We start from the raw sequence: 24,145 nt of genomic DNA, 5'->3' as shown, positions 1-24,145 counted from the left end.
GCGCGCTCAGGGCTCGATCGCGGCGAGCTTGTCGTCGAGCCCGGCCAGGAGCTCCTCCGCCCTCAGGTCGCACTCGGCGGCGAGGAGCGCGATCCCGGCGACGGCCGACGCACTGAGCTGCTGCTCGTCGGCCTTGTCGCGCAGGTGGCGTGCCAGGAGCACCAGATCGCGATGGTCGCCGAGCGCGTCCTGGACCGCCTCCGCCGCCGCGGCGATCCGCACCGCCTCCCGGCCGAGGTCGTCGACGACGGCCTCGGCCGCGTAGCGCAGCCGCCGTGCCGCCTTCCGCGTCTCGTGCCGCTGCTCCAGCGTCTGGCCGGAGCGCTTCCTCACGCGCCGCGCGGCCTTCGCGAGCCCCTTCCTGACCACCCGCAGCGGGTGCTTCCGTCCCGGCTTCGCCAGCGGAGGATCGGCGGCGAACGCCTGCAGGTCGGCCAGGAGGGTCCGGTGGGCCCGACCGTGCAGGTGCTCCAGCAGCCCCTCCAGCGCCCGATCGTGCTCGGCGCGGGCCTCCGCTGCCAGCGCCTCCACCGCGTCCACGAGCTCGGGCGTCGACTCGGCGCCCAGCAGTCCGTCCAGGTCGCGCGCCCGCACCTCGGCGTCGCGCACCCGGCCGAGCCGCTCTCCGAGCCGCTTCAGGCGCGCACGCATCGCCCGCTGCTGCTCCCGGTCGAACGCCGAACGATACACGCTCAGGATGCTGCGCAGCCGCCGCACGCGCGTCCGCGCCTGATGCACCGCATCCTCTCCGCCGGTCTCGATCGCCACCAGCTGCTCGGCCAGCTCCGCCGAGACCCCCACGAGCGCGTACATGAGCACACCGTACAACCGCGGCTAGTCTGAGTGTCATGGCTGACCGCACCCCCTGGTCTCTGTCGGGCGCCCTCCGCGGGCTGTTCGCTAAGAAGACCATCGACGACGACACCTGGGACGACCTCGAGACGGCGCTCATCACGGCCGACTTCGGTCCGGACGTGACAGAGGCGGTCATCGACGACCTGCGCGCGAAGGTGGAGCGGTATCACACGACCGATCCGGCCGACCTGCAGCGGATGCTGCGCGAGACGATGGAGGAGCGGCTCTCGAAGCTCGACACCACGCTGAAGCTGAGCGACCGCCCGGCGATCGTGCTGGTCGTCGGCGTCAACGGCGTCGGCAAGACGACCACCATCGGCAAGTTCGCGAAGTTCCTGCGCACCTACGACCGCTCGGTTGTCGTCGGCGCGGCCGACACCTTCCGCGCCGCCGCCGTCGAGCAGCTGGCGACCTGGGCCGAGCGCGCCGGTGCCGAGATCGTCCGGCCGCAGCAGCAGGGGCAGGATCCGGCCTCCGTCGCCTTCCAGACCGTCGAGAAGGCCAAGCGCGACGGCACGGAGATCGTCATCATCGACACCGCGGGGCGCCTCCAGACCAAGGGCGGCCTCATGGACGAGCTCTCCAAGATCAAGCGGGTGGTCGAGAAGCAGGCGCCCATCGCCGAGGTGCTCCTCGTCCTCGACGCGACGACCGGACAGAACGGACTGGCGCAGGCGGAGGCGTTCCTCGAGCACGCCGGCGTGACCGGGCTGGTGCTCACGAAGCTCGACGGCTCCGCGAAGGGCGGGTTCGTACTCGCCGTGCAGGAGCGCACCGGCATCCCGATCAAGCTCGTGGGGCAGGGCGAGGGGATCAACGACCTGACCGGCTTCACACCGCACGTCTTCGCACAGCAACTGGTCGGATAAGGGGCGCGTCATGGCGATCGAGCACGATTTCTTCGGCCTCATCGACGAGACGGCGAGCGGTGGACTCGCCTGGGACGACACCGTCGAGCTGGGCGACCAGACCGTCGACGTCGAGCTCCTGGCCGACGACGAGAGCGGCGTCCCCGAGTTCGCCCTTGACTCTGCTGCTGCGCTCATCCAGGCGCTCGAGGGCTTCGACGCGCGGGCCAGGGATGCGCTGGTCGCCGAGCTGAGCTCGCGGCAGTCCGCGACCTCCAGCTACATCGACGAGCACGTCGACAAGCTGGGAGACAGCCTGGTCGACCTGCTGGTCTACAACTCGGGTGACATCGCCATCGACGTGCTGCGCTCCCTGCAGCTGATGAGTGTGATCATCCAGGCCGACCACTCAGACGAGGACGAGGTGTTCGCGACGTTCGACTACTCCATCGCCCCGGACGAGTCGGATGCGCTGCTCACCGTCGCCTTCGACGTGCGGGGCGACGTGGTCTCGGTGGAGACGTCGGGCGACTGACTGACCCTCACGGCGCTTAGCCGACGTCGACCGATAAGATATACGGATCATGGCTACTTTCGGCACGCTGTCCGACCGTCTTGCGGACACCTTCAAGAACCTGCGCACCAAGGGCAAGCTGTCGCCGGCGGACGTCGACGGCACCGTGCGCGAGATCCGTCGCGCCCTGCTCGACGCCGACGTGGCGCTCCCGGTGGTCAAGGACTTCACCGCGAAGGTGCGCGAGCGCGCGTTGAGCGACGAGGTCAACAAGGCTCTCAACCCGGCCCAGCAGGTCGTGCAGATCGTCAACGAGGAGCTCGTCGCCATCCTGGGCGGCCAGCAGCGCAGGCTGCAGTTCGCGAAGCGGCCCCCGACGGTCATCATGCTCGCCGGCCTCCAGGGTGCCGGTAAGACGACGCTCGCGGGCAAGCTCGGCAAGTGGCTGGTGAAGGACGGGCACACGCCGCTCCTGGTCGCCGCCGACCTCCAGCGCCCGAACGCCGTGACCCAGCTCCAGATCGTCGGCGAGCAGGCGGGTGTCCCGGTGTTCGCGCCAGAGCCCGGCAACGGCGTCGGCAACCCGGTCAAGGTCGCCAAGGACGCCCTGAAGTTCGCGGAGACCAAGCAGTACGACACGGTGGTCATCGACACCGCCGGCCGTCTCGGCGTCGACGCCGAGCTGATGAAGCAGGCGGCCGACATCCGCAAGGCGACCGACCCCGACGAGGTGCTGTTCGTCATCGACGCGATGATCGGTCAGGATGCCGTCGCGACCGCGAAGGCGTTCCAGGACGGCGTCGACTTCACCGGCGTCGTGCTCTCCAAGCTCGACGGCGACGCCCGAGGCGGTGCCGCACTCTCGGTCGCCTCAGTCACTGGCCGTCCGATCATCTTCGCCTCGACCGGTGAGAACCTCGACGACTTCGAGCCGTTCCACCCGGACCGCATGGCGTCGCGCATCCTCGACCTCGGCGACATCCTCACCCTCATCGAGCAGGCCCAGCAGGCCTTCGACGAGGAGGAGGCGCGCAAGGTCGCCGAGAAGTTCGCGACCGACAGCTTCACCCTCGACGACTTCCTCAAGCAGATGCAGCAGCTGCGCAACATGGGGTCGATCAAGAAGATGATGGGGATGCTGCCCGGCGCCGGCCAGATGAAGCAGCAGCTCGACCAGTTCGACGAGCGCGAGATCGTCCGGACGGAGGCCATCATCCAGTCGATGACGACGGCCGAGCGCACGAACCCGAAGCTGCTCAACGGATCCCGCCGCCTGCGCATCGCGAAGGGCTCGGGCACGACGGTCACCGAGGTCAACCAGCTGGTCAGCCGCTTCGAGCAGGCCGCCAAGATGATGAAGACCGTCGCGAAGGGCGGCGTTCCGAACGTCCCCGGCATGGGCCCCATCCCCGGTGCCTCGTACGCCGGCCGCAAGCAGCAGAAGAACAAGAAGAAGGGCTCCCGGTCGGGCAACCCGGCCAAGCGCGCGGCGGAGAACGCCGCGCTGGCCACCGGCGTCAAGACGGCCGGTGCGCCGAGCGGGAGCGGGTTCGGGCTCGGTGGTGGCGCTGCAGCACCTCAGGGGGCGCCCGCGGGCGGGCCGTCCGAGGAGGAGCTGGCCGCTCTGCAGAAGTTCCTGGGTCGCTGACCCGGGGCTCACTGCGCGCTACAGCGCCAGGTTGAGCGGCTGGAGCTTCGACTCGATGGTCTGCGCCACGACCTTCTGACCGGCCGCGTTCGGGTGGATGCCGTCCGCCTGGAGCAGCTCCGGGTGCCCGACGAGCGGGAAGCCGATGTCGAGCCAGGTGCCGTCGACGCCGCGCACCGCGTCCCCGACGATGTCGTCGACGCGGGTCATGGTCGCGGGCGGCTGGTCGGAGCCCCAGATGCCGGTGATGCCGACGATCGTGGCGTCCGGGAAGCGCTCGCGCAGCTCTCGCAGCATCCGGTCGGCGTTTGCGGTTACGGCAGCGGGGTCCTGCTCGCGGTCGTTGCGGGTGGCGGCGAGGAGGATCACCTGCGGGTGGAGGCGGAGCGCCGCATCCACCTGCTGGCGGTAGGTCGTGCCGTTCCAGCCCGGCTTGACGAAGCCGGAGCCGGACACCGCGAGGTCCGTCAGCTGCCAGCCGTGCGCCTCCGAGACGAGAGCGGGCCACGCCTGATCGGCCGTCACGCCCTTGCCGAAGGCGATCGAGTCGCCGATCGCGACGGCGTCGACGATGCCGGAGGCATCCCGTCCGGCGCTGCCGGCGTCCGGGGCGGCGACGGCGGTCGCCTGAGCGGCGACGGGGTGTGCGGCCGGCGCGGATGCGCAGCCGGCGAGGGCGAGAAGTGCCACCGTCAGAGCCGCGGGCGCGAGCAGGGGGAGCCGGGTGCTCAGCGGGCGCGAGCGGCGTCGGGTGAGGGTGCGCACGGGTGCGAGGCTAAACGGTCCAACCTGCGAGAACGCTGTGTCTCACTTCTCGGCGTGTCGGGCCGGTGGTACTCGAGGCCGGGTCACCCGATCACGAGGCGGCGAGAGATGGCCGCCGAGATGGTCGACGCCAGCAGCCGCTGACCCTCCACGGTGGGGTGGACATGGTCCGCCAGCACGAGGTCGGGGCGTCCGGCGAACGGCTGGCCCACTTCGATCCACGACCCGCCGACCCCGAGAACGGCGGCCTTCACGGTGGAGGAGATCAGCGCGATTTGAGCAGGGGCCGCGTCCGATCCCCAGATGGCGCCGACACCGATGATGCGCGCCTCGGGGAGGGCGCTGCGCAGGCGCTCCAGTGCGGCGGTCGCGGCCGTGCGCAGGGAGGCGGTCGAGGCGAACAGGTCGTTGCGGGTCGCGGCGACGATCACCACGTCCGGACGCAGCCGGATCGTCGCGCTGACCTGGTCGTCGAACGTGTGCGTGTTGAGCCCTTTGACGGTGAAACCGGCGGCGCTCTCTCCGAAGTCGGTGAGCGTCCATCCCAGACGATCGGCCACCAGGAGCGGCCAGGCGTCCTCGGCCGGCACGCCGTTGCCGATCGCGATCGAGTCGCCGATGGCCACGGCCGTGACCTGCGCCGGAGTGGACGTGGGGGAGGCTGTCGGACTCTCCGTTCGAGAGGCGGGCTGCGCCGGTGCCATGCAGCCGACCAGCGATGCGGCCACGAGGGCGGCGGCAAGGAGGGTGAGGAGAGAACGTCGGGCCGTCACGCGTTACAGGATAAACAGGCGGGCTTGGAAGGCTCTCACAGGCTCAGTTTCGCGGCGACCACTGCCGCGATCGCCTGCTGGCCGGGAAGGGTGGGATGCTCGTCGTCGTCCTGCACCAGTCCGGCCTTGCCGCGATAGGGCTGCCCGAGATCGAGCCACGTGCCACCGGCGTCGAGGACCGCCTGTCGCAGCGCCGCGTCGCCGCCGGCGAGCTCCTCGTCGCTCGCCTGACCGCTGAGGGCGTTGAACCCGGCGATCCGCGCATCCGGCAGGGCTGCCGCGAGACGGTCGACCGTCGAGCGGATGGCCGTGCTCAGCTGGTCGGGGTCCGTGCCGAGGTCGTTGTCGGACGCGCCGATGAGGACGAGGTCCGGCTGGGCGGCGATCGCCGCATCCACCTGGGCGGAGAAGTCGTGACCGTCGGCCCCCTGGGCCACGAAGCCGGCACCGGGCACGCTGAGGTTGTCGAGCCGCCAGCCGTGGTCGGAGGCCACCAGGGCCGGCCATGCCTCGGAGGGATCGAGCCCGAGGCCGGACTCGATCGAGTCGCCGATCACCGCGACGTGCTCCGCCGTGGCTGCGGACGATGTGGCGGCGGACTGCTTCCCCAGAGCGGCGTTCGAGGCCGCGTTGGCCGACGCGCAGCCCGAGAGGGCGGTGAGCGCCAGCAGGGCGGCCGTCATCGCGGTGGCCGCTGCCGCGAGGGGGCGTCGGGCGAGCATGACAAACACGGTACGCCCGGAGGCTATGGATGGGCTTTGCCGGATCGGTGGATCGGCTCGGGGCCCGTTCGCTGATCGATCAGCGGGCGAGGCCGTTGCGCAGCTCGTGCGTCAGCGAGCTGACCACGGCCTGCAGGCTGCCGCCGTTCTGCTCCGCGACGGCGAGCTGGCGCTGGTAGCTGGCGCCCGTGTCGAGGATGGTGAGGACCGTCGCCAGCTCGTCGACGCATCCCAGTCGCTCGGCCTCCGGCTGGAGGTCGTCCACCAGGTCGCGGAGGTCGTCGGAGACGAGCCGCTCGCTGCCGTCCGGCGCCTGGATGATCTCGGCGTCGAGGCCGTACCGGGCGGCCCGCCACTTGTTCTCGCGGACGAACCAGGGCTGCAGCGTGACCGGCTCGACGCCCGCGTCCAGCTGTCCCGACATCCGGTCGGTCAGACAGTGGATGAGCGCGGAGACGGCTCCGACCTCGTCGGCCGTGGACAGCCCGTCGCAGGCGCGCATCTCGACCGTTCCCCACTTCGGCGAGGGGCGGATGTCCCAGCGCACCTCGGAGTGGTCCTCCACGACGCCCGTCGTGACCAGGTCCTGGACGTAGGCCTCGTAGTTGGCCCAGGTGCCGAACTGCCAGGGCAGCCCGGCGGTGGGCAGCTGCTGGAACATGAGCGCGCGGTTGGAGGCGTAGCCGGTGCGGGCGCCCGCCCAGAACGGGCTGGACGCGCTGAGCGCCTGCAGATGCGGGTAATAGGTCAGCAGGCCGTTGACGATCGGCAGAGCCTTGTCGACCGAGTCGATGCCGACGTGCACGTGCACACCCCAGATCATCATCTGCCGCCCCCACCACTGGGTGCGGTCGAGCAGCCGGTCGTACCGTTCGTTCGGCGTCACCTTCTGGTCGAACCACTGGGCGAAGGGATGCGTCCCCGCGCACATCAGCTCGACGCCGAGCGGGTCGGTGACGCCCCGGACCAGGCCGACGAGCTCCTGCAGGTCGGTGATCGCCGCAGGCACCGTGCGGTGGACCCGGCTGACCAGCTCCACCGTGTTCATCAGCAGCTCATGGGTGATCTGGGGATGCTCCCGGCCGTCGGGCGTGCCCAGCTCGCGCAGCACATCGTCGGCGATCTGGACCAGGTCGCCCGTCGAGCCGTCGACGAGGGCGATCTCCCACTCGATGCCGACGGTGGAGCGCTCGGACTCCGAGAAATCGATCTGCATGCGGTCGTTCCATCCGTCCGATTGTTCAAAGCAGCGCAGTATCTGACAGAATAGCTAGTTGAGTTCGACGTACCCGACCCTCTATCCGGTGCGGCGGACGAACATAGACCTCCTGCCGCGTGTGCCCCCACGCCCACGGCAGTCAGTTCGATACAACTCATCCACTCACACAGGAGAATCGTGGCTGTCAAAATCCGTCTGAAGCGCCTGGGCAAGATCCGCGCTCCGTACTACCGCATCGTCGTCGCCGACTCGCGCACCAAGCGCGATGGTCGCGTGATCGAGGAGATCGGTCTGTACCACCCGACCGAGGAGCCCTCGCGCATCGAGGTCGACTCCGAGCGTGCGCAGTACTGGCTCGGCGTCGGCGCCCAGCCGACCGAGCAGGTCACCGCGCTGCTCAAGCTCACCGGCGACTGGGGTCGCTTCAAGGGCGACAAGAACGCCGTGAGCACCGTCAAGGTCGCCGAGGGCAGGGCCGAGTTCGTCGCCGACGAGAAGAAGAAGCCGGTCCTCAAGCCCAAGGCTGAGAAGCCGGCCGAGGTCGCCGCCGAGGCGGAGGCCGTCGTCGAGGCCGAGGTCGAGCGCGAGGAGGCCGACGAGGCCAACGTCGTCGCCGAGGCCGAGGCCATCGCTGACGACGCGTCCGACGAGAAGGCCTGACGTCTTGCTCGCACCCGCGCTCACGCACCTGGTCAAGGGGATCGTCGATCACCCTGACGACGTCCACGTCGTGGCCAAGAGCTCTCCGCGTGGCGAGGTCCTCGAGGTTCGTGTGAACCCCGAGGACCTCGGCCGGGTGATCGGCCGGTCCGGCCGCACGGCGAAGGCTCTCCGCACGCTCGTTGCCGCGCTGGCCGATGGCCGGCGCGTCCGTGTCGACGTCGTCGACGACTGAGGTGGCGGACCACAAACTGCCTCGCAAGGAGGTCGCCCCCCGGCCCGGTCAGACCGAGCTGCGCGTCGGACGCCTCACGAAGGCGCACGGCCTCAAGGGCGCCATCAAGCTGGAGCTCTACACGGACGAACCGGAGAAGCGGTTCGTCCCGGGGGCGGTGTTCACCCTGCAGGTGCCCACCGCGTCCAAGTGGCACGGCAAGACGCTCGAACTACGCGAACTCCGCTGGTACAACGGCCACCCGGTCGGGTTCTTCGCCGGCGTCGACGACCGCACGGAGGCCGAGACGCTGATCAAGGCGATCCTGTGGGTCAGCCAGGACGCCACGCAGCTTCCCGACGAGGAAGACGCCTGGTACGACCACCAGCTGGTCGGCCTCGACGCGGTGCGCGACGGCGTGACGGTCGGACGCGTGGCTCGCGTCGACCATCTGCCCGCGCAGGACCTGCTGGCGATCGCGACGGCCGGCGGCGAAGTGCTCGTGCCGTTCGTGAAGGCGATCGTCCCGGAGGTCGATATCGCCGCCGGGACCGTCACGTTGACTCCGCCCGCCGGGCTCTTCGAGGAACTGCCGGACGACGAGCCGGAGACGGAGCCGGAGGGCGACGCCGAGTCGGAGGCGGACTCGGAAGGCGAACCCGCCGCGCCTGCGTCCGACGACTGATCCACGACCCGAAGAGGGCGACCCGAACGGGTCGCCCTCTTCCTTTTGGCACCGGGTCGTGGACAGAATGCGGCATGACCGCGTACGTGATCGACGCTCCCGCAGCCGTCCGGCTGGCCGAATCCGGGTGGAGTGGATCGGAGGCGCTGCTGGCTCCGACTCTGCTGCGGTCGCAGACCTTGTCGCTCCTGCACGCGGACGTGCGCTCAGGGCGGCGTGAACCGGCGGAAGCCCGAACCCTGCTCGCGGCCGTCGACCGGCTTCCTGTGCGCTTGCTCGGTGACCGCGTGCTGCGGCGCAACGCCTGGCTGGTCGCGGACGAGCTGGGCTGGGCGCAGACGGAGGCCGCGGAGTATGTCGCGCTGACCCGATTGCACGGCGATGCCCTGGTGAGCGGCGATCCGCAGATCTATGCGGGAGCTGATGCACTCGTCCGGCTCGTGCCGGTCACCGACCTCGTCGGCTGACGGTCAGGAGACGATCGCGAGTCCGCGTCCGCGCAGCGAGCGCGCATCGGCGCCCAAAGCGGCCACCAGGCGGTCATGGGTGCCGACGACGTGTTCATGGATGCGCGCAGCAGCCTCGTCCGCCTGACGCGCAGCGACCAGGGCGAGGATCTCCCGGTGCTCGCTCGCGGCGTCCTCATCGCGGGCGACCAGCCACCGCGCGCGGGCGAGGCGGGTCATGGCGTCGGCGACCGCATCCGCGAAGAACGGGTTGCCCGAGAGGGCGGCGAGCCGGACGTGGAACTCGGTGCCGGTCCGCACGGCGCCGTCCGGGGAGTGGTCCTCCGCCCACCCGTCCAGGTGGTCGCGCAGGGTGGCGATCGCGGCGTCCGTTGCGCGCGCGCAGCTGAGCCGGACGGCGGCGGTCTCGACCGCATCCCGGAACTCGCTCAGGCGGGCGATCTCGCCGAGGTCGATCGGCGTGACCTGCCAGCCGCGCCCGTCCCGGCCCACCAGTCCTTCGGACTCCAGCCGCATGAGCGCCGACCGCAGGGGAGTGCGAGAGGCGCCGAGTTCCCCCTCGAGTCCGCGCTCGGTGAGGCGCGAGCCGGGCACGCGGTCGAGGTCGAGGATCTCGGCGCGGAGACGGTCGTACACGCGGGAGGCCTCGGCGACGGGCAGTTGCTCGGACATGGGGGCTCCTTTGGTATACCGACTTGGTATACCGCTAGGGTATACCCATGTTCGCCCGAACCGTGCGCCGTCCCCGTCCGTGGCTCATGCTGGCCTTCGGCGTCCTCGCCCAGGCGAGCTCGACCGTCTTCGTCTCCACGCCGGCGTTCCTCATCCCGCTGCTGCACACCGAGCGCGGGCTGAGCCTGGCGCAGGCGGGTCTGCTCGCGTCCGCTCCCACTCTGGGCCTCGTGCTCACCCTGATCGCGTGGGGAGCGCTGAGCGACCGGATCGGCGAGCGCTGGGTCATCGCGTCGGGGCTCGCCCTCACCGCACTGGCGGCCGTCGCCGCGATGTTCGTCGACTCGTACGTCGCGCTCGGCGCGCTGTTCCTGGTCGGAGGGATGGCGTCCGCCAGCCCGAACGCGGCGAGCGGGCGCGTGGTCATCGGCTGGTTCCCGAAAGAGCGGCGCGGGCTGGCGATGGGCATCCGCCAGATGTGCCAGCCGCTCGGCGTGGCGATCGCCGCGGTCAGCGTGCCGCTGCTCGCGGCCAACGGCGGGATCACCGCCGCGCTGATCGTGCCGGCCGTCCTCTGCGGCGCGTCCGCGGTGCTCTGCGCGATCGGGATCGTCGACCCGCCGCGACCGCCGCGGAAGGCCGCCGAGGGGGAGGACGCGCATCCTCAGGCCGTGTGGCGGCCGTACCGCGAGACGTCGCTGCTGTGGCGCATCCACGCGGTCTCCATGCTGCTCGTCGTCCCGCAGTTCACCGTCTCCACCTTCGGGCTGGTCTGGCTCGTGTCGCAGCTGCACTTCTCGTCGCTGGCGGCGGGCATCGTCATCGGGGTGAGCCAGTTCGCCGGCGCCATCGGCCGCATCGGCGTCGGCGTGCTGAGCGACCGGGTCGGCAGCCACCTGCGGCCGCTGCGGTGGGTCAGCGTGTGCGCCGTCGCGGTCATGCTGCTGATGGCGGCGGCGTCCGCCCTCGGGTCCGTCGCGGCCGCCGTCATCCTCATCGTCGCGGCGATCGTCACGGTCGCCGACAACGGCCTGGCCTACACGTCGGTCGCCGAGATCGCCGGCCCCTTCTGGTCGGGGCGTGCCCTCGGAGCGCAGAACACCGGCCAGTTCCTCGCCGCATCGGTCGTCGGGCCGGCCGTCGGGGCGCTGATCGGCTGGGTCGGGTATCCCATCGCGTTCGCGGCCGTCGCGCTGTGTCCCGCGGTGGCGACCCCGCTCGTCCCGCGCGACCGCGAGCTGGCGGTCGTCCCGGCCTAGCGCCGGCGCCCTTCTAGACTTTCCCCATGCGCATCGACATCGTCACGATCTTCCCGACCTTCTTCGATGTGCTCGACATCTCCCTGCTCGGCAAGGCCCGGCAGTCCGGCCTCATCGAGCTCGGCGTCCACGACCTGCGCGACTACACGCACGACCGCCACCGGACGGTCGACGACACCCCGTACGGCGGGGGAGCCGGGATGGTCATGAAGCCGGAGCCGTGGGGCGAGGCGCTTGACGGCATCCTGGACGGCGCATCCGATCCCGTCGTGATCTTCCCGTCGCCCGCAGGCGAGGTCTTCACCCAATCGATCGCGCGCGAGCTGGCCCAGGAGCAGCACATCGTGTTCGGTTGCGGACGCTACGAGGGGATCGACCAGCGCGTCTTCGACGACACGGCGGCTCGTGCGCGGGTGCGGCTGATGAGCATCGGCGACTACGTGCTCAACGGCGGCGAGGTCGCGACGATGGCGATGATCGAGGCGGTCGGCCGGCTCATCCCGGGCGTCGTCGGCAACCCCGAGAGCCTCGTCGAGGAGTCGCACGAGGACGGCCTGCTCGAGTACCCCAGCTACACCAAGCCCGCCGTCTGGCGTGGCCGGGAGGTGCCTCCCGTGCTGCTCTCCGGCAACCACGGGGCCGTCGACGCGTGGCGTCGCGAGCAGCAGCTCGAGCGCACGCGCGCCGTCCGCCCGGATCTCCTCCCGTAACCCCTTCCACCCCCCCCGTCGAGTACGCACAAACTGCACGCTCGCAACGTGATTCGCGTGCAGTCTTCGTGTGCTCGACGGTGGGGTCAGGGGGCGGTGAGGACGAGGGGGCCGTCGTCGGTGATGGCGACGGTGTGCTCGGAGTGCGCGCCGCGGGAGCCGTCGGCGCTGCGGAGCGTCCAGCCGTCTCGGTCGGTGTAGATCTCGTCGGTCGTCTCCAGGAACCACGGCTCGATCGCGACGACGAGGCCCGGGCGCAGGGGATAGCCGCGGCCGGCGCGTCCGTCGTTCGAGATGTGCGGGTCGCCGTGCATCGTCCGGCCGACGCCGTGGCCGCCGAACTGCGTGTTGATCGAGTAGCCCTCCGCGTGAGCGACGGCGGCGATGGCGGCGGAGATGTCGCCGATCCTGCCGCCGGGCTGTGCCGCTTCGATGCCCGCCGTGAGCGCGCGGCGGGTGGTGTCGATCAGACGGAGGTCCTCGTCCCGCGGCGTGCCGACGACCAGGCTCACGGCCGAGTCGGCGACCCAGCCGTCCACGCTCGCGGCGAAGTCCAGGGTCAGCAGGTCGCCGTCCTGCAGCCGGTAGTCGTGCGGGAGGCCGTGCAGCACGGCATCGTTGACGGAGGTGCAGATCACCTTGCCGAACGGGCTCGCCCCGAACGACGGGTGGTAGTCGATGTAGCAGGACTCGGCGCCGCGGCGACGGATGAGGTCGTGCGCGAGCGCATCCAGCTCCAGCAGATTCACGCCGACGTGGGCAGCCGCAGCCGTCTGCGCGAGCACATCGGCGACGAAGCGGCCGGCCGGCCGCATCTGCTTGATCTCGGCGGGCGTCCTCAGCTCGATCACGGTGGCTCCTCTCGGTGTCGTACCCCACCAGTCTCGCAGGTGGGCGTCCGGCAAACGCGCAGCCGCAGCACAGCCGACCCCGGCTACGCTGGGCGCGTGATCATCCGCAAGGCGTTCTACTGGTGGCTCTTCCCGTCCGCCGTGGTGCTGCCGGCGTGGCTGCTGGTCGGCTGGGCCGCCTTCAGCCAGGGGAGCGGCTGGTCGTTCCTCGGCCTCCTGCTGCTCTGCCCCATCCTGTTCGTCGCCATGCTGGTCGTGGGCGGCATCGTGATGGCCCGGCGCAGCGTACGCGAGAGTCGCGCGGTCTCCTGGTACGACGTCGGCCTGTTCGGCGCCTGGCATCTGGCGATCATCGCGTTCGGGTTCTTCCCGGCCGGTTTGACCGGCTGGCTGGCCGTGCTGGGCATCCTGCTGTTCATCGCCATCTTCTGGGTGGTGCTATGGGAGCTCCTGACCGAGACGCGCGCTCGTGTCGCCATGACGTTCGAGGCCTACCAGCGTGCCGCCCAGCCCCGCGAGGTCCCGCCGCCACCCGGTGAGTCGGTCGACGGAGGCGAGTACATCGTCATCGAGGAGCGCCGCGACCGCGAGTGACGACCCGCGCGTCGGGTGTGCTGTTTCGGCATCCGATTCCGTGCGCTTTGGCAAACAGGTGCCGCGCATGGCAGAATTGATCGTTGTGCCGCGGCCACGCTCTGCCACGGGGGAGCCAGCACTTCTCGCGGACACCCACTTACCGAACCCAGACGGCCGACACTCCTGATCGGAGCCGGCCCCGAGTCCGTTCCCGACCTGTGGCGGGTACAGAGAGCGAACACCCATGCACATCCTCGACCAGCTCGACGCCGCGTCCCTCAAGCAGGACATCCCCGAGTTCCGCGCCGGCGACACCGTCAAGGTGCACGTGAACATCATCGAGGGCAACCGCTCTCGCGTCCAGGTCTTCCAGGGCGTCGTCATCGGCCGCTCCGGCGAGGGCGTCCGCGAGACCTTCACGGTCCGCAAGATCAGCTTCCAGGTGGGTGTCGAGCGCACCTTCCCGGTCCACTCCCCGGTCATCGACAAGATCGAGGTCGTCACCCGCGGTGACGTCCGTCGCGCGAAGCTCTACTACCTGCGCGAGCTCCGCGGCAAGAAGGCGAAGATCAAGGAGAAGCGCGAGAACTGATCTCCGCGCGCCCAAGCGTCGAGAGCCCCCGAATCCTGTATGGATCCGGGGGCTCTGTCGTTTCCGGAGCGGCTGACCGCGTCGTGTACGAACGGCACCCGCCGATGAGTGACAATGGAACGCGAGGCTTCCCGCAGATCGAGAGGGCGGAGGACGAGGAACGCATGATGACCCCGGTGTCGCCGTCCCTGCGGTTCGAGAAGGCCCTCTATCGAGAGGGCGTGACCTCCATCGTCGCCGTCGACGAGGTCGGCCGCGGAGCGCTCGCAGGCCCCGTCGCGGTCGGGATGGTCGTCATCGACACGGCCGTGAAGCGCATCCCGCCGGGGCTGCGCGACTCCAAGCTCCTGCCCGAGCCTGTCCGGGAATCGCTCGACCCGCTGTGCCGCAAGTGGGCCATGCACCACGCCGTCGGTCTGGCGACTGCCGCCGAGGTCGACTCGCTCGGGATCATGCGCTGCCTGGGTTTGGCGGGAGCGCGCGCCCTCGCCCAGCTGGAGGAGCAGGGCGCCGTCGTGCACGACAGCACGCTCATCCTCGACGGCAACTACGACTATCTGAACCCGGCTCTGATGCGGCCGGCGAGGGTCGTCACGCGCATCAAGGCCGACCGGGACTGCGCCTCCGTCGCCGCCGCGTCCGTCATCGCCAAGGTGCATCGTGACCGCATGATGATCGCGCACGACACCGAGTATCCGGGCTACGGGTGGGCGAGCAACAAGGGGTACTCGACCCCGGAGCACTTCGCCGCCATCGCAGAGCTGGGCCCGAGCGCGCTGCACCGGATGACGTGGCTGAAGCAGCCGGCGCTGATCGACATCCCCGAGTGATCCGGCCCGGTTGATCCGTCGGTTCGTCCACAGCGTGACCGCGACCGACGCGCGAGTCGTCCGAGCGGCATAGACTTGACGGACGATGGATGAAGACGAGTTCGACGACTACGACCGCGAGGTCGAGTTGGCTTTGTATCGCGAGTACCGGGACGTCGTCTCGCAGTTCAAGTATGTGATCGAGACGGAACGACGTTTCTATCTGGCGAACGAGGTGGAGTTCGTGCGCCGCGATACGGAGCACGACTTCTACTTCGAGCTGACCATGAACGACGTCTGGGTATGGGACGTGTACCGGGCCGACCGCTTCGTGAAGTCCGTGCGCGTCCTGACCTTCAAGGACGTCAACATCGAGGAGCTCTCCTCCAAGGAGTTCGAGCTGCCCAAGGAGCTCGCGCTCGACGAGTGATCGCCGTGCTCTCGTGAGCGACTGAGCGTTCACGCTCCACCTGTTCACAGCCCCTGCTCCTCGCGGTCTTTCCACAGATCTGTCCCTCCCGCTCCGCCGACCGGCCCACCAGCCGAGGCTGGATGCGGAGGTTGACATGGCTGAGAAAGACGAATTGGGCCGTCGCGGCGAGCAGGTCGCTGCGGAGTGGCTGCAGGAGAACGGGTACACCCTCATCGACCGCAACTGGCGGTGCCCGTCGGGTGAGCTCGATCTGGTGCTGCGGCGCGGCACGACGATGGTGTTCGCGGAGGTGAAGACGCGGTCGTCGCTGACGTTCGGGCATCCGTTCGAGGCGATCACGTCGCGTAAGGCGGCCCGCCTGCGGCGACTGGCAGCCGCGTGGTGTCGCGAACGGGAGCCCGGGGCTGTCGCGGTCCGCATCGATGCGGTCGCCGTGACCGATGCGTGGAGCGACCGGCCGGTCGTCGAGCACCTGACCGGGATCGCCTGATGGTGCTCGCACGCACGTTCGCCATCGCTCTCGACGGGTTGCGCGGCCACGTGGTCGAAGTGGAGGCCGACATCTCGGCAGGTCTGCCGGCATTCATCCTCATCGGGCTGCCCGACACGGCGCTGGGGGAGTCGCGGAAGCGGGTCGGAGCGGCCGCGGTGAATGCCGGTTGCTCCCTGTCGCAGAAGAAGCTGACGGTCAATCTGTCGCCGGCCGCGCTCCCGAAGCAGGGGTCCGGCTTCGATCTCGCCATCGCGATCGCCTCGCTGTCTGCGGCGGGCGTCGTACCGCCGGCCTCGGCGGGGCGAGCGGTCCACCTCGGTGAACTGGGACTTGACGGGCGGCTGCGTCCGGTGGCGGGCGTGCTCCCGGCCGTCCTCGCGGCGCGCGAAGCAGGGTTCGAGCGGGTCCTCGTTCCCGCGGGCAACCTCGATGAGGCATGTCTCGTCGAGGGCATCGAGGTGGTGGGGGTGACGGGATTGCGCGCCGCGGCGATCGTGCACGGCGCCGAGCTCGATCCGGTGGATGAGGAACCGGTTCTCCCGGCGGTGTCGGAACAACGAGCAGCACCGGAGCCGGACATGGCCGAGGTGTCCGGCAACGGCGAAGCCGTCGAGGCGCTGGTCGCCGCCGCGGCGGGCGGTCATCATCTGGCGATGGTCGGTCCTCCAGGGGCGGGCAAGACGATGCTCGCCCGGCGCCTTCCGTCCCTGTTGCCGGACCTGGCCGGTGCCGACGCGTTGGAAGCGACGTGCATCCGTTCGCTCACCGGTTTGGGCGTCGGCGCAGAACTGGTGCGGCGACCGCCGTTCGAAGCGCCTCACCACACGGCATCGGCCGTCTCGCTGGTCGGCGGGGGCAGCGGGCGGATCACCCCCGGCGCGATCGTCCGGGCTACGCACGGGGTGCTGTTTCTCGACGAAGCGGCCGAGTTCCCGCCGTCCGTGCTCGATGCGCTCCGGCAACCGTTGGAGAACGGCAGCATCACCATCCATCGTGCACGTGGTGCCGCGTCGTTTCCGGCGCGGTTCCAGTTGGTGCTCGCGTCGAACCCCTGTCCGTGCGGCCACTACGGTTCGGCGGATGCGGAGTGCACATGCTCGCCGATGGCCCGAAGACGCTACCTCGCCCGGATGTCCGGGCCGCTGATGGATCGCGTCGACATCCGTCTCACCGTACGGCGATTGGGCCTGGCCGCCCTCCATGCGGCCTCGGACGTCCACGCGCCGGGCCTGACCAGCAGCGAACTCCGAGCTCGCGTCGAGTCGGCCAGGGCCAGCGCGCTCGAACGACTCCGCGGGACGGGCTGGGTGCGCAACGCTGACGTGGCCGGCAGCTGGCTGCGATCCGGCGACCGCCGGCTCGGGGCGTCGGCGATCGCGCCACTCGACCGGGCGTTGGAGCGCGGCGGCATCACGATGCGCGGCTACGACCGGACCTTGCGCCTCGCGTGGACCCTCGCCGACCTCGACGGCGCGGGGTCACCAGATGTGGACCACGTCGGCCGTGCGCTGTTCCTGCGGCGCGGGATCAGCGCATGAGCGCCGCGTGCGGCGCATGCGCGGTCTCCCGGCTTGCGACGGCTGGGCGAAGCGGGAGCGGGGCGCTGCCGGATGATACGGACGCGACGAACGGGCCGGCGTGCGACGGGGCGAAGGCATCGGACGAGAGAAGGGCGGAGGCGCCGGGAGCGGTGGATGACCCGCCGGTCGGGGGCGCACGCACCGGCGTGCCGTCGCCACCTTGCGGGGGACGTCGCTCCGGATCCGTATTCGCGGGCCTGTCCGATGGCGACGTGGCGCGCCTGGTTGCAGCGGTGTCCAGTTCGCCCGACAGGGGAGCGGAGTCGTCCGAGCTGAGCGCCGAGCGGTTCGCCAGAGCCGCGTTGACGACGGCGATCGAACCAGGAGACCTGGAGGCGGGGCGCCTGGTGGGTGCGCTGGGTGCGGTCGGCCTGCTTCGAGCGATCGTGGAGGAGCATGATGCGGAGCACGTGCTGCGCCTCACGCGTCACGCCGACGTGGTGCCGCTCCCTCCTGGGGAGGACTTGGCGCTCTCTCTGGAGGGTGCAGGCGAGCAGTTCGGGCACCGGTTCGACACCGACGGCAGCGGGGGAGCGGCCGGCAGTTTGCTGTCGGCGTTCGAGAGCCTCTCGCCGGAGCGGCCGCAGGTCGATGCGCGGGCGGTGCGTCGGATCGCCGAATGCCTCGCGCGGTGGCGGGTGCGGCTCTCCCTGGAGGAGTCGTGCCGAGCCCTTGAACGGGCGGCGCGGCTGGGTGCGGTTCTGCTGACACCCGACACGGAAGTCTGGCCGGAGGGTTTCGCGGCGCTTGAGGACGGCGAACCACTCGCGCTGTGGATCCGCGGCGATCCAGAGCGCTTGGCGCGGCTGGACCGTTCCGTCGCTCTCGTCGGGGCACGCGCCTCGACCGACTACGGGGAGCACGTGGCGATGGAGGCGGCGGCCGGACTGGTCGGGCGGGGGTTCGCAGTCGTGTCCGGCGGTGCATACGGGATCGACGCGGCGGCACATCGCGCCACGCTGGCGAGCGGCGGGCTGACCGTGGCGTTCCTCGCCGGAGGAGTCGACCGTCTGTATCCGGCGGGCAACAGCGATCTGCTCCGCCGTGTCTCCCGGGAGGGTGTGCTCGCGGCCGAACTCCCTCCGGGAAACGCGCCGACCCGGTGGCGGTTCCTGATGCGCAATCGGTTGATCGCCGCAGCGGCGAGTGCGACGGTGGTAGTCGAGGCGGGGCGACGGTCCGGATCCCTCAACACCGCAGGTCACGCCGCCCAGCTCGGGCGACCGCTGGGCGCTGTGCCGGGAAGCATCCTCTCGCCCGCGTCGGCCGGGTGCCACCGTCTCATCCGGGAGTACGCGGCCATCTGCGTCACGTCGGCCGACGAGATGGCGGAGCTCGCAGACCCCCTGGGAACCGGCCCGAGCGGCGAGCCGGGCGCGGCGGCCGTCGACACCGTGGAGGTGCCGCCGGACTGCGGAGATGCGGAGGGCGCCGTCCTGTCGGCTCTGGCATCCGCGCGGGGCGCCAGCGCAGACGAGATCGCCGCGCGGTCGTCGCTGCCCTTCACGACTGTGGCCGCGATCCTCGGCCGGCTCGACCTCGCCGGCCGAGCCCGGGAGAGCGGCGGAGGTTGGTCGCTCAGCGAACGGAGGCATGCGTGACAGCCCGTCCGTGGACGAGAGGCAAAGTGGCTCCGGTCCGTCGCGTCTCGCAGAACGCGCGTCGCTGCCCACCCCGGAGACGGTCCGGGGTCAAGCTGGGGAGGTGAGTCTGGATGCGGCCATCGAGCAGTACGAGCGGCACCTGCGGGTGGAGCGCGGGTACTCGCCGCAGACGATCCGCGCCTATCGGTCAGATCTGGGGGCGCTCGCCGCCTTTGCGGCGGAACGGGGCGTCGCGACCGCGGACGCACTGACTCTCGACCTCTACCGGGACTGGCTCTGGGAGGGTTCCAAGCGGGGCCTCGCGAAGTCGACGCTCGCGCGGCGGGCGGCGTCGGTCCGCGGCTTCAGCGCATGGGTCACGCGCCAAGCCGAGACGCCCGGAAAGGCCGGCTCGACCGGTGGGGCGCTCGGTGGACGCGTTGCACCCGACAGTTCTGCCGGGGCAGGCGACGGGATCGGGGATGTCTCCGCAGCAAGCAGCGAGCCCGCGGGGACGGCTCGGGATCACGCGGTCGTGGCCCCGGCAGCGTCGGCTCCAGGTCGCGCGGCCCTGGATCCGGAAGCGGCTGGGACCGCCGCCGAACATGCGGTCGTGGACCCGGCCGCGCGGTTGCGGTCCCCGAAAGCGGACAAGACGCTTCCGAGAGTCATCACGCGGGAGCAGATGGACGAGATCCTCGCGGCGCTCGCCGCACGGGCAGAGGATGGGGACCCGGGTTCGCTGCGTGATGTGGCGGTGATCGAGTTGCTCTACGCGGCCGGGATCCGCGTGTCCGAGCTCACTGGGCTCGACGTCGACGATGTGGACCTCGGCCGACTGACCGTCCGCGTGATCGGCAAGGGGTCGAAGGAACGCGTCGTGCCCTTCGGGGTGCCGGCACTGCGGGCCATCCGTGCCTGGCTGTCGGGCGGGCGTCCGCGGCTCGCCGTTGCCGGGTCAGGGCCCGCGCTGTTCCTCGGTGCGCGCGGGGCGCGGCTCGGGAGCCGCGCCGTCTACGAGCTGGTCGCCGGTCTTCTCGCCGACGTGCCGGGGCGAGGGCCGTCCGGGCCCCACGCCCTCCGCCACACCGCCGCCACGCACCTGCTCGACGGCGGGGCAGACCTCCGAGCGGTGCAGGAGCTGCTCGGCCACGCCAGCCTCGGCACCACCCAGATCTACACCCACGTCTCGACCGAACGGCTCAAAGAGGCGTACCGGATCGCCCACCCGCGCGCCTGAACCAGGCCCCTCCGCCCGCCCGGGCGCGCGAACCGGGCCGCTCCGCCGACCCGGGCCCCTCCACCCACCCGCGCGTTCGGCCGGCTGGGCTTGCGGGCCCGCCCCACCAGCACATCCCCGACCTACCCGGACCGGGCTGACAGGCCCGCCCCACCAGCACATCCCCGACCTACCCGGACCGGGCTGACAGGCCTGCCCCACCAGCACATCCCCGACCTACCCGGACCGGGCTGACAGGCCTGCCCCACCTGCACATCCCCGACCTACCCGGACCGGGCTGACAGGCCCGCCCCACCTGCACATCCCCGACCCGCCCGGACCGGGCTGACAGGCCTGCCCCACAAGCACATCCCGACCCACCCGGACCTGGCTCCATGGGCTGCCGCCAGGCGGAGCTCACCCGCCTCCGAGCGGCAGGAGGATGGCGGGCGGCACCCGCCCGAAGAACAGCATCGGCGACACGTACTCTCCGTTCACGCGGACACCCACGTGGACGCACGCCGTGCCGCAGTGCCCGCCCGACCCGACGACTCCGATGACCGCGCCTCGGACGACCGGCGAACCCTCCGGGAGGTCCGACGACGCCGGCTCGAAGCTCGACAGGACCCCGCCGCCGTGGTCGAGAGTCAGCACCGGGCGATCCACGACCATCCCGGCGAAGCGTACGGTCGCGCCATCCGGCGCGATCAGAGGAGCCCCCGCCGTCGCCGTCAGGTCGATGCCGCGATGGCCCGCGGCGTACCGCGTCGGAGGTGCCGCATACGGCGCTGAAACCGCGGGGTCGGCGACGGGCCATATCCACTGCGCCCCGTGATCGGACGCCGCCGGCCGCTGTGCGGAGCCCGCCCGGTCGGCCAGGAGGTCCGTCGGCGGACTGACGGAATCACTCATCGCACTCGCACCGGCGGCTCCGGCCGGAAGGAGCAGCACGCACAGGATGAGCGCACAGAGCACGACACACCAACGCGGCGGGGCCGCCCGCGATCGCCTTCGGCGCCCGCGCGCACCACGGTTGAGCCGCATGCCACCAGTCTCGTCGTGCAATCGCATCCGTCCGCCTTCCGTCGAGCCGTCCTTCCACCCTCGCTGGTGCGGCCACCGGTCGCTCGGGCGCATCCCGAACCGGTGGACAAGTCCGCGCGGGACCCGTCTGTGGACACGCCAGTGGCCGACGGTTCTCCCCGGCCCGTTCGCGGCGTACCGTGAGATTCGCCCTCGCCGCCCCCCGACCGGGAGCCGCGAACAGTGGGCCGCACAACCGAAAAAGGGATGACATGACTGAAGAGAGCAGGAACGCAGCCGCCACGAGCGACGAGAACGCACCACGGCCCACGGCGGCGATGCGGCGGAGAGTCACCGGACTGGCGATCGCAGCGGCGGTCGGCGGGTTCCTGTTCGGTTTCGACTCGTCGGTCATCAACGGCGCGGTCGACTCGATCCAGAAGAGCTTCGCGCTGAATGCCTTCGTCACCGGGTTCATCGTCGCCATCGCCCTGCTGGGCTGCGCCGTCGGCGCCTTCATCGCCGGTCGCCTCGCCGACCGCTGGGGGCGCCTCAAGGTGATGCTCCTCGGCGCGGTGCTGTTCCTCGCCAGCTCCATCGGAGCCGGCCTCGCGTTCTCCGCCTGGGATCTCGGGTTCTGGCGCGTCATCGGCGGTCTCGGCATCGGCATCGCGTCCGTCGTCGCGCCCGCCTACATCGCCGAGATCTCGCCGCGGCAGTCCCGTGGCCGACTGGCCTCGCTGCAGCAGCTGGCTATCACGATCGGTATCTTCGTCGCCCTGCTCTCGGACGCCCTCCTCGCCGGCGTGGCCGGGTCCGCCTCCCAGCAGCTCTGGTTCGGGCTCGAGGCGTGGCGGTGGATGTTCCTGGTCGGCGTGATCCCGTCGGTCGTCTACGGCATCCTCGCCCTGACACTGCCCGAGTCGCCCCGCTTCCTGCTCGCCAACGGGCGCCACGACGAGGCACGGGAGATCTTCACCACGCTCGTCCCCGAAGAGGACATCGACCGCCAGATCGGCGACATCGAGCGCGCCATCCAGGAGGACAAGGAGGGCGCGAAGGCCACCCTCGCGGGCAACCGGTTGGGCCTCAAGCCGATCGTCTGGATCGGCATCATCCTGTCCGTCTTCCAGCAGTTCGTCGGCATCAACGTGATCTTCTACTACTCGACCACGCTGTGGAAGGCGGTCGGATTCACCGAGAGCAATTCGCTGCTCATCACCGTGATCACCTCGGTCACCAACGTCGTCGTGACGATCGTCGCCATCGTGCTCGTCGACCGCGTCGGCCGCCGCCCCATCCTGCTGACCGGCTCTGTCGGGATGGCCCTGTCGCTCGGCGTCATGGCGCTCTCCTTCGCCTTCGCGGTCAAGGTCGACGGCGCGGTGTCGCTGCCGAACCCGTGGGGCCCGATCGCCCTGATCGCCGCGAACATCTTCGTCATCTGCTTCGGCGCGTCGTGGGGACCGCTGGTCTGGGTGCTCCTCGGTGAGATCTTCCCGACCAAGATCCGCGGAAAGGCGCTCGGCGTCGCGGCGGCCGCGCAGTGGATCGCCAACTTCCTGGTGACCGTCTCCTTCCCGCCCATGGCCGACTTCTCGCTGCCGTTCACGTACGGCATGTACGCGATCTTCGCCGCCCTCTCGTTCTTCTTCGTCTTCTTCAAGATCCCGGAGACGAACGGGATGGCGCTGGAGCACGCCGAGACCCTCTTCCGCGAGGCGGGCGGCAAGCGCCGGGGCGTCCAGGTGCGCTCCAGCGGAGACTCCGCCTGACCCCCGCTTCCTGATAGGATGTCTGAAGCGCTCCGCTCGTCGGAGTGACTACGCGTGCCCGTAGATCCTCGCAAGAGGCGCCTTTCACCGGGCGGGGCGCGCATCCACCGGTCTCCCACTCCACTCGACGGCCTCGCCGTGCGGGCGGTGGGATGCGGATGCGCGCGGGGCACCAGGAGTGGCGGCCGCCGGCCGTCGCAGACAACCGCAACCAAAGGAGAAACGGCAATGGCCGTCGTCACCATGCGCCAGCTGCTCGACAGCGGCGTCCACTTCGGACACCAGACCCGTCGGTGGAACCCGAAGATGAAGCGCTTCATCCTCACCGAGCGCTCGGGCAGCTACATCATCGACCTGCAGCAGTCGCTCGCGTACATCGACAAGACGTACGACTTCGTCCGCGAGACCGTCGCCCACGGCGGCACCATCCTCTTCGTCGGCACGAAGAAGCAGGCCCAGCAGGCGATCGCCGAGCAGGCGACCCGCGTGGGCCAGCCCTACGTGAACCAGCGCTGGCTGGGTGGTCTGCTGACCAACTTCTCGACCGTGTCCAAGCGCCTCGCCCGCATGAAGGAGCTCGAGGAGCTCGACTTCGAGGGCACCACCAGCGGCTTCACCAAGAAGGAGCTGCTGATCAAGAAGCGCGAGCTGGACAAGCTCCACAAGTCGCTGGGCGGCATCCGCAACCTCAGCAAGACGCCGAGCGCGCTCTGGGTGGTCGACACCAAGAAGGAGCACCTCGCGATCGACGAGGCCAAGAAGCTGGGCATCCCGGTCATCGGCATCCTCGACACGAACTGCGACCCGGACGAGGTCCAGTACCCGATCCCGGGCAACGACGACGCGATCCGCTCCGTCACCCTGCTGACCCGCATCGTGGCCGACGCCGCGGCCGAGGGCCTCATCCAGCGTCACCAGAAGCCCGAAGAGGGCGCCGAGCCGGCCGAGCCGCTCGCCGAGTGGGAGCAGGAGCTCCTGCAGCAGTCGTCCGACGAGGTGCAGTCGAGCGCCGAGACCGCCAAGGCCGCTGACGCGGACCTGGCGGCCGCGAAGGCCGACTCCGCCGAGGTCGTCGCCGAGGGCGAGGCGGACGCTGTCGAGGCTGACGCCGTCGTGGCCGCCGAGGCCGCCGAGGCCGAGGCCGAGTCGACCGTCGAGACCGACGCACCTGCGGACGCCGAGTCCAAGTAACCCGCGTCA

General features: G+C 70.5%; 27 protein-coding genes. 19 read left to right on the top strand and 8 right to left on the bottom strand.

The features are described 5' to 3' along the window. Positions 1-6: 6 nt before the first annotated feature. A complete protein-coding gene (locus ABIC47_RS12945) occupies positions 7-813 on the bottom strand; it encodes a CHAD domain-containing protein (protein WP_354480933.1) in 807 nt (268 codons plus the stop codon). A 35-nt stretch (positions 814-848) separates the two neighbouring features. Between ABIC47_RS12945 and ftsY the strand changes: the two genes are divergently transcribed. Genes ftsY through ffh form a run of 3 tightly spaced genes read left to right on the top strand, consistent with a single transcriptional unit; the run spans position 849 to position 3,865 of the window. Beyond that, entirely contained in the window at positions 849-1,724 is an 876-nt protein-coding gene (gene ftsY, locus ABIC47_RS12940; protein WP_018190678.1) for a signal recognition particle-docking protein FtsY, read from the top strand. A gap of 10 nt (positions 1,725-1,734) precedes the next feature. Then, positions 1,735-2,238, top strand: coding sequence for a DUF2004 domain-containing protein (locus tag ABIC47_RS12935; protein WP_018190679.1), 504 nt, complete (start codon positions 1,735-1,737; stop codon positions 2,236-2,238). 49 nt (positions 2,239-2,287) lie between these two features. After that, positions 2,288-3,865 carry a signal recognition particle protein gene (gene ffh, locus ABIC47_RS12930; RefSeq protein WP_018190680.1) on the top strand — a complete coding sequence of 526 codons (1,578 nt, stop codon included), beginning with the start codon at positions 2,288-2,290 and terminating at the stop codon, positions 3,863-3,865. 18 nt (positions 3,866-3,883) lie between these two features. Here ffh and ABIC47_RS12925 read toward each other — a convergent pair whose 3' ends face one another. The 4 genes from ABIC47_RS12925 to ABIC47_RS12910 all read right to left on the bottom strand — a co-directional run bounded on the left by ABIC47_RS12925 (position 3,884) and on the right by ABIC47_RS12910 (position 7,341). Further along, on the bottom strand, positions 3,884-4,630 hold the full coding sequence (locus ABIC47_RS12925) for an SGNH/GDSL hydrolase family protein (RefSeq protein ID WP_018190681.1): 747 nt from the start codon (positions 4,628-4,630) through the stop codon (positions 3,884-3,886). An 83-nt stretch (positions 4,631-4,713) separates the two neighbouring features. Then, the gene (locus ABIC47_RS12920) at positions 4,714-5,403 is read right to left on the bottom strand and encodes an SGNH/GDSL hydrolase family protein (protein WP_231918876.1); all 690 of its coding nucleotides are present in this window, start codon (positions 5,401-5,403) and stop codon (positions 4,714-4,716) included. 35 nt (positions 5,404-5,438) lie between these two features. After that, positions 5,439-6,125, bottom strand: coding sequence for an SGNH/GDSL hydrolase family protein (locus tag ABIC47_RS12915; RefSeq protein WP_354480930.1), 687 nt, complete (start codon positions 6,123-6,125; stop codon positions 5,439-5,441). Positions 6,126-6,204: 79 nt separating this feature from the next. Next, complete coding sequence (locus tag ABIC47_RS12910; protein ID WP_354480928.1) at positions 6,205-7,341, bottom strand: glutamate--cysteine ligase; 1,137 nt, start codon at positions 7,339-7,341, stop codon at positions 6,205-6,207. Positions 7,342-7,521: 180 nt separating this feature from the next. On the opposite strand from ABIC47_RS12910, the gene rpsP reads away from it, so the two are divergent. From rpsP to ABIC47_RS12890, 4 genes are all read left to right on the top strand, one after another. Beyond that, complete coding sequence (gene rpsP, locus ABIC47_RS12905; RefSeq protein ID WP_354480926.1) at positions 7,522-8,004, top strand: 30S ribosomal protein S16; 483 nt, start codon at positions 7,522-7,524, stop codon at positions 8,002-8,004. Positions 8,005-8,008: 4 nt separating this feature from the next. After that, positions 8,009-8,239 carry an RNA-binding protein gene (locus ABIC47_RS12900; RefSeq protein ID WP_018190686.1) on the top strand — a complete coding sequence of 77 codons (231 nt, stop codon included), beginning with the start codon at positions 8,009-8,011 and terminating at the stop codon, positions 8,237-8,239. After that, positions 8,202-8,903, top strand: coding sequence for a ribosome maturation factor RimM (gene rimM, locus ABIC47_RS12895; RefSeq protein WP_354480924.1), 702 nt, complete (start codon positions 8,202-8,204; stop codon positions 8,901-8,903). The genes ABIC47_RS12900 and rimM overlap by 38 nt, the downstream gene beginning before the upstream one ends. A gap of 74 nt (positions 8,904-8,977) precedes the next feature. Next, positions 8,978-9,370 carry a hypothetical protein gene (locus ABIC47_RS12890; protein ID WP_354480922.1) on the top strand — a complete coding sequence of 131 codons (393 nt, stop codon included), beginning with the start codon at positions 8,978-8,980 and terminating at the stop codon, positions 9,368-9,370. Between the two features lie 3 nt (positions 9,371-9,373). Here ABIC47_RS12890 and ABIC47_RS12885 read toward each other — a convergent pair whose 3' ends face one another. Beyond that, positions 9,374-10,042, bottom strand: a complete 669-nt coding sequence (locus tag ABIC47_RS12885; RefSeq protein ID WP_354480920.1) for a GntR family transcriptional regulator — start codon at positions 10,040-10,042, stop codon at positions 9,374-9,376. A 47-nt stretch (positions 10,043-10,089) separates the two neighbouring features. On the opposite strand from ABIC47_RS12885, the gene ABIC47_RS12880 reads away from it, so the two are divergent. Together ABIC47_RS12880 and trmD are read left to right on the top strand one after the other, a co-directional pair. Next, a complete protein-coding gene (locus ABIC47_RS12880; RefSeq protein ID WP_354480918.1) occupies positions 10,090-11,301 on the top strand; it encodes an MFS transporter in 1,212 nt (403 codons plus the stop codon). Between the two features lie 26 nt (positions 11,302-11,327). Further along, positions 11,328-12,011: a tRNA (guanosine(37)-N1)-methyltransferase TrmD gene (gene trmD, locus ABIC47_RS12875; RefSeq protein WP_018190691.1), complete on the top strand. Its 684-nt coding sequence runs from the start codon at positions 11,328-11,330 to the stop codon at positions 12,009-12,011. Between the two features lie 86 nt (positions 12,012-12,097). On the opposite strand, the gene map is transcribed toward trmD, so the two are convergent. Beyond that, on the bottom strand, positions 12,098-12,862 hold the full coding sequence (gene map / locus ABIC47_RS12870; protein ID WP_354480916.1) for a type I methionyl aminopeptidase: 765 nt from the start codon (positions 12,860-12,862) through the stop codon (positions 12,098-12,100). A 96-nt stretch (positions 12,863-12,958) separates the two neighbouring features. On the opposite strand from map, the gene ABIC47_RS12865 reads away from it, so the two are divergent. From ABIC47_RS12865 to ABIC47_RS12830, 8 genes are all read left to right on the top strand, one after another. Beyond that, positions 12,959-13,456: a hypothetical protein gene (locus tag ABIC47_RS12865; RefSeq protein ID WP_089875474.1), complete on the top strand. Its 498-nt coding sequence runs from the start codon at positions 12,959-12,961 to the stop codon at positions 13,454-13,456. Between the two features lie 226 nt (positions 13,457-13,682). Beyond that, a complete protein-coding gene (gene rplS / locus ABIC47_RS12860; RefSeq protein WP_018190694.1) occupies positions 13,683-14,030 on the top strand; it encodes a 50S ribosomal protein L19 in 348 nt (115 codons plus the stop codon). A gap of 104 nt (positions 14,031-14,134) precedes the next feature. Continuing rightward, entirely contained in the window at positions 14,135-14,860 is a 726-nt protein-coding gene (rnhB, locus tag ABIC47_RS12855; protein ID WP_354480914.1) for a ribonuclease HII, read from the top strand. Positions 14,861-14,945: 85 nt separating this feature from the next. Next, positions 14,946-15,269, top strand: a complete 324-nt coding sequence (locus ABIC47_RS12850; RefSeq protein ID WP_018190696.1) for a DUF2469 family protein — start codon at positions 14,946-14,948, stop codon at positions 15,267-15,269. Between the two features lie 136 nt (positions 15,270-15,405). Next, on the top strand, positions 15,406-15,762 hold the full coding sequence (locus tag ABIC47_RS12845) for a YraN family protein (protein ID WP_018190697.1): 357 nt from the start codon (positions 15,406-15,408) through the stop codon (positions 15,760-15,762). Continuing rightward, entirely contained in the window at positions 15,762-17,303 is a 1,542-nt protein-coding gene (locus ABIC47_RS12840) for a YifB family Mg chelatase-like AAA ATPase (protein ID WP_354480912.1), read from the top strand. The genes ABIC47_RS12845 and ABIC47_RS12840 overlap by 1 nt, the downstream gene beginning before the upstream one ends. A 254-nt stretch (positions 17,304-17,557) precedes the next feature. Beyond that, positions 17,558-18,946, top strand: a complete 1,389-nt coding sequence (gene dprA, locus ABIC47_RS12835; RefSeq protein WP_354480910.1) for a DNA-processing protein DprA — start codon at positions 17,558-17,560, stop codon at positions 18,944-18,946. Between the two features lie 103 nt (positions 18,947-19,049). Beyond that, positions 19,050-20,168, top strand: coding sequence for a tyrosine recombinase XerC (locus ABIC47_RS12830; RefSeq protein WP_354480908.1), 1,119 nt, complete (start codon positions 19,050-19,052; stop codon positions 20,166-20,168). 396 nt (positions 20,169-20,564) lie between these two features. On the opposite strand, the gene ABIC47_RS12825 is transcribed toward ABIC47_RS12830, so the two are convergent. After that, on the bottom strand, positions 20,565-21,059 hold the full coding sequence (locus ABIC47_RS12825; protein ID WP_354480906.1) for a murein hydrolase activator EnvC family protein: 495 nt from the start codon (positions 21,057-21,059) through the stop codon (positions 20,565-20,567). A gap of 383 nt (positions 21,060-21,442) precedes the next feature. On the opposite strand from ABIC47_RS12825, the gene ABIC47_RS12820 reads away from it, so the two are divergent. Further along, on the top strand, positions 21,443-22,945 hold the full coding sequence (locus ABIC47_RS12820) for a sugar porter family MFS transporter (protein WP_081626599.1): 1,503 nt from the start codon (positions 21,443-21,445) through the stop codon (positions 22,943-22,945). A gap of 228 nt (positions 22,946-23,173) precedes the next feature. After that, the gene (gene rpsB / locus ABIC47_RS12815; protein ID WP_354480904.1) at positions 23,174-24,136 is read left to right on the top strand and encodes a 30S ribosomal protein S2; all 963 of its coding nucleotides are present in this window, start codon (positions 23,174-23,176) and stop codon (positions 24,134-24,136) included. The last annotated feature ends 9 nt before the right edge of the window (positions 24,137-24,145 follow it).

The sequence above is a fragment of the Leifsonia sp. 563 genome, from assembly GCF_040545055.1.
In the GTDB taxonomy this organism is placed as follows: Bacteria; Actinomycetota; Actinomycetes; order Actinomycetales; family Microbacteriaceae; genus Leifsonia.
This window is presented reverse-complemented; position numbering and strand designations above follow the sequence as displayed.